Raw genomic sequence first — 7,152 nt, 5'->3', positions numbered from 1 at the left:
AGAGAAATATACACGTCAAGTATAGTTCTAAAAGGACTTGGTTTCAAAAGCACAAAAGTAAACAAAAAGACTTATCTGTAGTTTTAAATGCCATCATTGTATTCTGGCAAATTGAATTCCCAATATAAGATTGTTCAAAAGAAGTTTCATATAGAAATGATACGTATCACACCTCTTAAATAACAGGAATATTAATAATCTACTTACAACTGTAAATAAGGTATTTTTTTCTGTAAATGAGGTATTAGGCAACCGACTCCCGTTTTGTAATTTTGCCCCCAACAAGACGAATGACTTTGAACAAGCTATATATAAATCATATCCATTTACTTAACTAAATAATATATCGTATGAAAAGAATTGCATTATGTATGACAGCAATCGCAGTGTTGTGTATCTCTGCACACGCACAGAAACAGAGTAGCCAAACATTGGTCGCCTATTTCTCGGCTACGGGAACAACGGAAAAAGCAGCCAAACTCGTAGCGGAAACTACTGGCGGGACACTCTTCAAAATACAACCGGCCCAAGAGTACACCGCCAATGACTTGAACTGGCATAACAAATCTTCACGCAGCAGCGTAGAAATGGCAGATGCCCAGTCACGCCCTGCATTAAGTGTCCGGCCGAAGAACTTTATCGGCTATGATACTGTTTATATCGGTTTCCCTATCTGGTGGAACCTGGCTCCGAGAATCATCAATACATTCATAGAAAGCAATGATTTGGCAGGCAAGACAGTCATTCCATTTGCCACATCGGGCGGAAGCGGTATCTCCAATGCCGAGAAAGAACTGCGGAAAGCCTATCCTGACCTGAAGTGGCAGAAAGGGAAACTGCTGAACGGTGCAACCAAGGAGGACATTCTTTCTTGGAGCAGGAAGTAATAATGGTCAGACAATCCGTAATCCATATACAAACTGCCTGCAAAGACGGCAGTATCTTTGCAACGATAATCAGAAACTTTAATTAAAAACGATTCAATATGTATTTAGAAAACATCAATTCCCCGGCAGATGTAAAAAAGCTGTCATATAAAGAACTCAACGACTTAGGCAGTGAAATCCGTACATCACTGCTGCAAAAGCTAAGCGAGCACGGCGGGCATTTCGGTCCGAACTTCGGAATGGTTGAAGCCACCATTGCCCTGCATTATGTATTCAATTCCCCGAAAGACAAGATCGTATTCGATGTGTCGCATCAAAGCTATGTACACAAAATGCTGACCGGACGTAAAGATGCCTTCCTCTACCCCGAACGGTATGATGACGTATCCGGCTATACCGAACCGCAGGAAAGCGAACATGACTTTTTCGTTATCGGGCATACTTCCACCTCAGTCAGCCTGGCAAGCGGACTCGCCAAAGGACGGGACCTGACCGGAGGCGACGAAAACATCATAGCCGTGATTGGCGACGGTTCATTAAGTGGAGGTGAGGCCTTTGAAGGCCTGGACTATGCGGCAGAACTCGGCACAAACCTGATTATCATCGTCAACGACAACCAAATGTCCATTGCCGAGAACCACGGAGGACTCTACCGCAACCTGCAGGAACTGCGTGAAAGCAACGGAGAATGTGAATGTAATTTCTTCAAGGCCATGGGGCTGGACTATACATACGTTGCGGACGGCAATAATATAGAAGCACTGGTTGCAGCCTTCTCTACCGTAAAGGATATCCAACATCCGGTAGTGGTACACATCAATACCGTGAAAGGCAAGGGTTATAAACCTGCCGAACTGGATAAGGAAGCCTACCATTGGCGCACTCCGTTCGATGTTGAAACCGGCAAGCCGAAAGTAGATTACGGCAATGGGGAAAACTATGCGGATATAACCGCACGCTACCTGTTGAAAAAGATGCGGGAAGACAGACGTGTGGTAGGTATCACTTCCGGAACGCCTACCGTAATGGGATTTACTCCGGAACGCCGTAAGGAAGCGGGCAAACAGTTTGTGGATGTCGGCATCGCCGAAGAACATGCCGTAGCTTTGGCATCCGGCATTGCCGCCAACGGCGGAAAACCTGTTTACGGGGTATATAGTACCTTCATCCAGCGTGCTTACGACCAGCTTTCACAAGACCTCTGCATCAACAACAATCCGGCTGTCCTATTGGTATTCTGGGGGTCCTTGTCCGCCATGAACGATGTAACCCATCTCTGCTTCTTTGACATTCCACTTATCAGCAACATCCCCAATATTGTCTATCTGGCACCGACGTGTAAAGAGGAATACCTTGCCATGCTGGAATGGAGCATGCGGCAGAACGAACATCCGGTTGCCATCCGTGTGCCTGCAACAGAAGTGACCGGCTGCCATGAAACGGTAGATACCGATTACAGTGAGCTCAACCGTTACAAGGTGGTCCGCCGAGGTTCGAAGGTAGCCGTGGTAGCCTTAGGCTCGTTTTTCGGACTGGGAGAGTCTGTCACTGCCATGCTGAAAGAGAAAGCAGATATCGATGCAACGCTTATCAATCCTCGTTACATCACGGGCGTGGACGAGCCCCTTATGGAAGAATTGAAAGCAGGACACCAGCTTGTCGTCACGCTGGAAGACGGTGTGTTGGACGGAGGTTTCGGTGAGAAAATCACCCGCTACTATGGCGCCGCCGACATGAAGGTCCTCAATTATGGCGCCCGGAAAGAGTTTACAGACCGCTTTGATGTGCAGGAACTGCTGCGCGCCAACCGCCTGACAGACGAGCAGATCGTGGAGGATATACTGTCCATTGTTCACTAACCCACGGACACAGCCGATGAGGGATGGACTCCAAGACCTCACGATTAACTTTGTTCAACGCTTGTGAATATCCGTTCGCAGTGCGCGAATATATATTCAAAGCCTGCGAATATCCGTTCACAGGCTTTGAACAGAGTATACTCCTTATATAAAACATCTTTTCTTCCTATACCTGGAACTTTTTCTCCTAACAGCGTCGCACTTTTTACTTAATCCCATTTCATGTCACAGCAGATGGCGTGACTTCATTTCCAAGTACTTGTTTATCACGTTGACGGAAAGATTCCCGGGAGTGGTCAATAAAGAATATATGCCATGCTGTTTCAGCGTGGAAACAATCAGCCGTTTCTCGAAAATAAACTTCTCGGCAATGACGTGGCGGTAATAACCTTCCGTATCCTTTGCCGGTTCTTCGATATAGGCTTTCAAATCGGTATCTTCAAAAAAGACGACAAGCAGACGGTGCTGGCGGTTCAATTGCCGCAAATAGGGCAACTGGCGGTTCATGCTGCCCATCCCGGAAAAATTGGTATAGAGTATCAGGAGGCTGCGCTTATTCACACGCTTGTTCAGGCATATACACAAGGAAGAGAAATCCGTCTCGCCGAAAGACGTCTGCTGGGCATACAGCTGCTCAAGCAACGCCTGCATCTGTCCGGGCTGCCTGGAAGCAGGTACAAAAGTATCAAAATGTTCATCGAAAGTGATTAAACCGGCTTTGTCCTCCTTACGCATGGCCATGTACGAAAGAACCAGCGAGGCATTGATGGCATAGTCAAGCAAAGTCATCCCATGGAATGCCTGTTGCATAACCCGCCCTTTGTCTATCACATTATAGATTGGCTGGGAACGTTCATCCCGGTACACATTGACCATCAGTTCATGCCTCCGGGCGCTTGCTTTCCAGTTGACCGTGCGGTAGTCGTCCCCTTTTACATACTCCTTTATCTGCTCAAATTCCGTATGATGCCCTACCTTGCGGATACGTTTTATCCCCAACTCCGTGAGATTGTCATTGATAGCCAGCAACTCGTAGCGGTGAAGCATCAGGTAAGAAGGATATACTTTGATATCCAGAGGAGATCCGCAGGTATAACGTCGGGAAAGCAAGCCTATCCGGGTGGTTGCAAATACACGGATCCGCCCGAAAGAGTAAACTCCCCTGCGGGTGGGACATAAACGGTAACTGACGGTTTTCCCCTCGCCGGGCAACAGTTGCAGCCCGAAGCGGACATTGCGCCGCTGAAACACGAAAGGTATTTCATCGATGACTTCCACGGCAACCGGATACGGGTAACTGCTCTCCACACGTATATCCACCGGATTTTCATCCCCATTGGAAAAACGGGCGGCACAACGGCGGAAGGCCTTGATTCCGCGAGTGCGGTAAAGCATATACCCATCCGCCAGTACCACCAGGCACAGGACAAGCAGTCCCCACTGCCCGATGGCAAAGAAAGGGATAAAAGCATATCCGGCACCCGTCAGAAGGATAATCAGAACCAGGACAATATAGAAACGGCGGTTTAAATACATTATTTGGGAACTTCCACTTTATCGATCAGACGTTGCGTTATCTTCACGGGAGAATACCCCTCCATCTCCGCTTCCGCAGTCAGGATGAGACGGTGCTGAAGCACATACGGGGCCACGGACTTGATATCTTCCGGTGTCACAAAATCACGGCCCTGCAACAAAGCATACGCCTTTGAGGCCTGCAACATGGCCACCGACGCACGAGGGGAAGCTCCCAGATAAACAGACTTGCTTGTCCGGGTCTGCTCTACAATCAAAGCTATGTACCGGAGCAAAGTCCGATCTACAAAGACCCGGTCCATCAGGCGGCGCAATTCCAGGAGTTCGGCTTTCGTAATGACGGGAGTTATATTTTCCAGTTTCACCAGAGAAGCATTGGTATGGTGGCGTTCCAGAATATCCACTTCCTCATCCACCGAAGGATATCCCATCGTTATCTTCATCAGAAAGCGGTCTAATTGTGCTTCGGGCAACTTATAAGTCCCCTCCTGCTCCACCGGATTCTGGGTAGCGAGGATGGTATAAAGCGCTCCCATCCGGTACGTTGTCCCGTCAATGCTTGCCTGTCGTTCCTCCATCACTTCAAACAGGGCAGCCTGCGTCTTGGCAGGTGCGCGATTGATCTCGTCCACCAGTACCACATCGGCAAATACCGGTCCGCGGTGAAAATCAAACTCACTGTTTTTCATGTTGAATACCGTCGTTCCCAATACATCACTCGGCATCAGGTCCGGAGTGAACTGGATGCGGCTGAAGTCTGCGTCAATCAAACGGGCCACCAGACGGGCAAGCAATGTCTTTGCCACCCCTGGCACGCCTTCTATCAGCACATGCCCATTTGCCAGGACGGCGGTCAGCACCAAATCCACCGACTGACCCTGCCCCACTATGACGGAAGCGATCCGGTCCTTCACTTCCTGTATCTTTCCGGAAAAGAGGGTCAAATCCACCCGTTTCTCCATATTCTCTTCCATAAATTCCTCCTTTTATATATGACTGATTATTTCATTCATTTTATCAATATACCGCTTCATCTGTTCTACGGAAATGGGATGTGCCCCATAGATCACCGGTCTGACTTCACGGATAAAGTGACTGATTCCAGAGACTTCCATGCCCGTTTTCTGCGCAATCCTGTCGAAGGAACGTTCATCATCCGCCACCTCCTCCACGTCAACTTGGATTTCCCTTCTCAGCTCCTCGGCAAAGTAAAGGTATTTTTTGCGAACCAAGTCGGCATGGTCTTTTTTCTGATAATATAACGTACCTATCAACTCCATAAATTCCAGCGACTTGTTTTCCGGTTCACGGATGACGGGTATCGCCCGCTGCCTCCTGCGCGCCGTGAATATCATGAAAAGCAGGACGGAAGCCAGCGCCAGGTACAATGCCCAACGAAGCGGCTTTTGTGAAAGGAAATAACGGAAAGGAGATGTCCGTACCTGCCCGGCCTCCTCCATATAGGCTTCGGTACGGATAATGGGCACACCGCCTATATGGGACAACAGCCGGAAGACATAGGTTACGTTATCCTTGTCCAGCACTCCATAGTTCGTAAAAATCAGAGGGGTTGAAACCAGTACGATCTCTCCCTTCCCCCAAGGACAGGACATGGCGACCGGTACCCGATAAACGGTATCCGACGGAACCGAATCCGTTTGATGCACAAACTCATCAGCCATAACCGTTCTCTCCGCCAGTCTTTTCATCGGAAGAGAATCAGCCCAAAAGTAAGTGGAGCACAGCTGGGGGTAGAAATAAAAAGTCCGTGCCGGATAAACGGCAGAATCCCCCACCCAATGCAAGCTGTCTCTTGACAACAGGGAAGAGGCATATCTCTTGAAGTCCGCCGGATTGAAATAGGAGTAGCTACTTTCGAAGCCTAAGGTATCCTTCAGAAGCCGGCCAAAGGAGCCGGCCGCCAACAGCACCTTGTCTCCCCGTTCGGCCATTCCAAGCAAAGCCCTCACATCCGTATCCGAAAGATGCAGGTTGCCGGCAAGCACCATAATTCCCCTGCGGGTTACCGTATCTTCCTGCTCCAGTCGGTAAAGGGTCTCTCCGGATACCGAATACCCGTCCGGCAACGAGGAAGCAAGCAATTCGTCAAACACATGACATCCGAAAGGCTGCTTGTCACGATGACCGAAAGTCGGTGTCCATACAAACTTCTTCGGCAACCGGCATTCTACCGCAAACATCAGCAGCAAAAAGGCAACAATACCTATCGTAAACCACCGGCTCCCCTTCATGCTTCCCCTCCTTTCCTTATTTCTTCCTGCAAGGCCAGCATCGAATGGAACAATGCTTCCGTTGCCTCAAAGTTACCGTAACGCACCCTCATAAAGTGGTCGGTCAGCTGGCGGAAAGCAGGGAGCCGCACTTCATGCAGGTATTGGGTAGGCGTTTTATAAAGTTGCCAGTCAATGCGTTTCCGGTCAGCAAGCAGCTTCAGTGTCTGCAAATAGAGCAGGCGTACAGCCTCCCTGTAATCGCCGCCGGAAAGCGCCTTTGCCATCCCATCCTCAAAATCAATGCCGTAGATCGTATCTTCCGCTACCGCATAGGGCAAGGCGTCTTTACCGGAGCGCATAAATAGCTCCGGACGCTTCTTATAAACAAACCAAAGCAGCAGGACCAGTATCAGAATAGCCGTACCTATCAAAATCAAATCCGAGTATTCCGATACCAGGCTGTTGCCGAATATCTTGCCCAAGACTTCTCCGAACTGCTCGCTGAGCCACCTCAACAGGTTGATGTCAGGGGCTATCAGCTCGCGGTTATATGCATACGCCGAATCGGACTGCCACGCGGCAACCTGCGCTGTATCGCAAATCAAAGTATCAGCCGGAGAATGAATCATCTGCCAA

The 7,152-nt window shown here is 49.1% G+C and carries 6 protein-coding genes; 2 read left to right on the top strand and 4 right to left on the bottom strand.

What is annotated here, in order from left to right:
- The first annotated feature begins 350 nt into the window (after nucleotides 1-350).
- Both HMPREF9446_RS07940 and HMPREF9446_RS07935 read left to right on the top strand, forming a co-directional pair.
- Nucleotides 351-887, top strand: coding sequence for a flavodoxin (locus HMPREF9446_RS07940; protein ID WP_009125064.1), 537 nt, complete (start codon nucleotides 351-353; stop codon nucleotides 885-887).
- Between the two features lie 98 nt (nucleotides 888-985).
- A complete protein-coding gene (locus HMPREF9446_RS07935; RefSeq protein ID WP_009125063.1) occupies nucleotides 986-2,746 on the top strand; it encodes a 1-deoxy-D-xylulose-5-phosphate synthase in 1,761 nt (586 codons plus the stop codon).
- 225 nt (nucleotides 2,747-2,971) lie between these two features.
- On the opposite strand, the gene HMPREF9446_RS07930 is transcribed toward HMPREF9446_RS07935, so the two are convergent.
- The 4 genes from HMPREF9446_RS07930 to HMPREF9446_RS07915 are packed head-to-tail and all read right to left on the bottom strand — an operon-like array spanning nucleotide 2,972 to nucleotide 7,145.
- Entirely contained in the window at nucleotides 2,972-4,282 is a 1,311-nt protein-coding gene (locus HMPREF9446_RS07930; protein WP_039968795.1) for a DUF58 domain-containing protein, read from the bottom strand.
- Nucleotides 4,282-5,256 carry an AAA family ATPase gene (locus tag HMPREF9446_RS07925; protein ID WP_009125060.1) on the bottom strand — a complete coding sequence of 325 codons (975 nt, stop codon included), beginning with the start codon at nucleotides 5,254-5,256 and terminating at the stop codon, nucleotides 4,282-4,284. The genes HMPREF9446_RS07930 and HMPREF9446_RS07925 overlap by 1 nt, the downstream gene beginning before the upstream one ends.
- Nucleotides 5,257-5,268: 12 nt before the next feature.
- A complete protein-coding gene (locus tag HMPREF9446_RS07920; protein ID WP_009125059.1) occupies nucleotides 5,269-6,534 on the bottom strand; it encodes a DUF4350 domain-containing protein in 1,266 nt (421 codons plus the stop codon).
- The gene (locus HMPREF9446_RS07915; RefSeq protein ID WP_009125058.1) at nucleotides 6,531-7,145 is read right to left on the bottom strand and encodes a DUF4129 domain-containing protein; all 615 of its coding nucleotides are present in this window, start codon (nucleotides 7,143-7,145) and stop codon (nucleotides 6,531-6,533) included. Before HMPREF9446_RS07915 ends, HMPREF9446_RS07920 begins: the two co-directional genes overlap by 4 nt.
- Nucleotides 7,146-7,152: the final 7 nt, after the last annotated feature.

Origin of the sequence: Bacteroides fluxus YIT 12057, from assembly GCF_000195635.1 — a bacterium.
Classification (GTDB): Bacteria; Bacteroidota; Bacteroidia; order Bacteroidales; family Bacteroidaceae; genus Bacteroides; species Bacteroides fluxus.
Note: the sequence above shows the minus strand (reverse complement) of the source record. Positions and strands in the feature narration are given on the sequence as shown.

What these genes read in the sequence shown, in the direction of transcription:
- HMPREF9446_RS07940 (WP_009125064.1), top strand. Translation starts at nt 351, where the DNA reads ATGAAAAGAATTGCATTATGTATGACAGCAATCGCAGTGTTGTGTATC.
- HMPREF9446_RS07935 (WP_009125063.1), top strand. Translation starts at nt 986, where the DNA reads ATGTATTTAGAAAACATCAATTCCCCGGCAGATGTAAAAAAGCTGTCA.
- HMPREF9446_RS07930 (WP_039968795.1), bottom strand. Translation starts at nt 4,282, where the DNA reads ATGTATTTAAACCGCCGTTTCTATATTGTCCTGGTTCTGATTATCCTT.
- HMPREF9446_RS07925 (WP_009125060.1), bottom strand. Translation starts at nt 5,256, where the DNA reads ATGGAAGAGAATATGGAGAAACGGGTGGATTTGACCCTCTTTTCCGGA.
- HMPREF9446_RS07920 (WP_009125059.1), bottom strand. Translation starts at nt 6,534, where the DNA reads ATGAAGGGGAGCCGGTGGTTTACGATAGGTATTGTTGCCTTTTTGCTG.
- HMPREF9446_RS07915 (WP_009125058.1), bottom strand. Translation starts at nt 7,145, where the DNA reads ATGATTCATTCTCCGGCTGATACTTTGATTTGCGATACAGCGCAGGTT.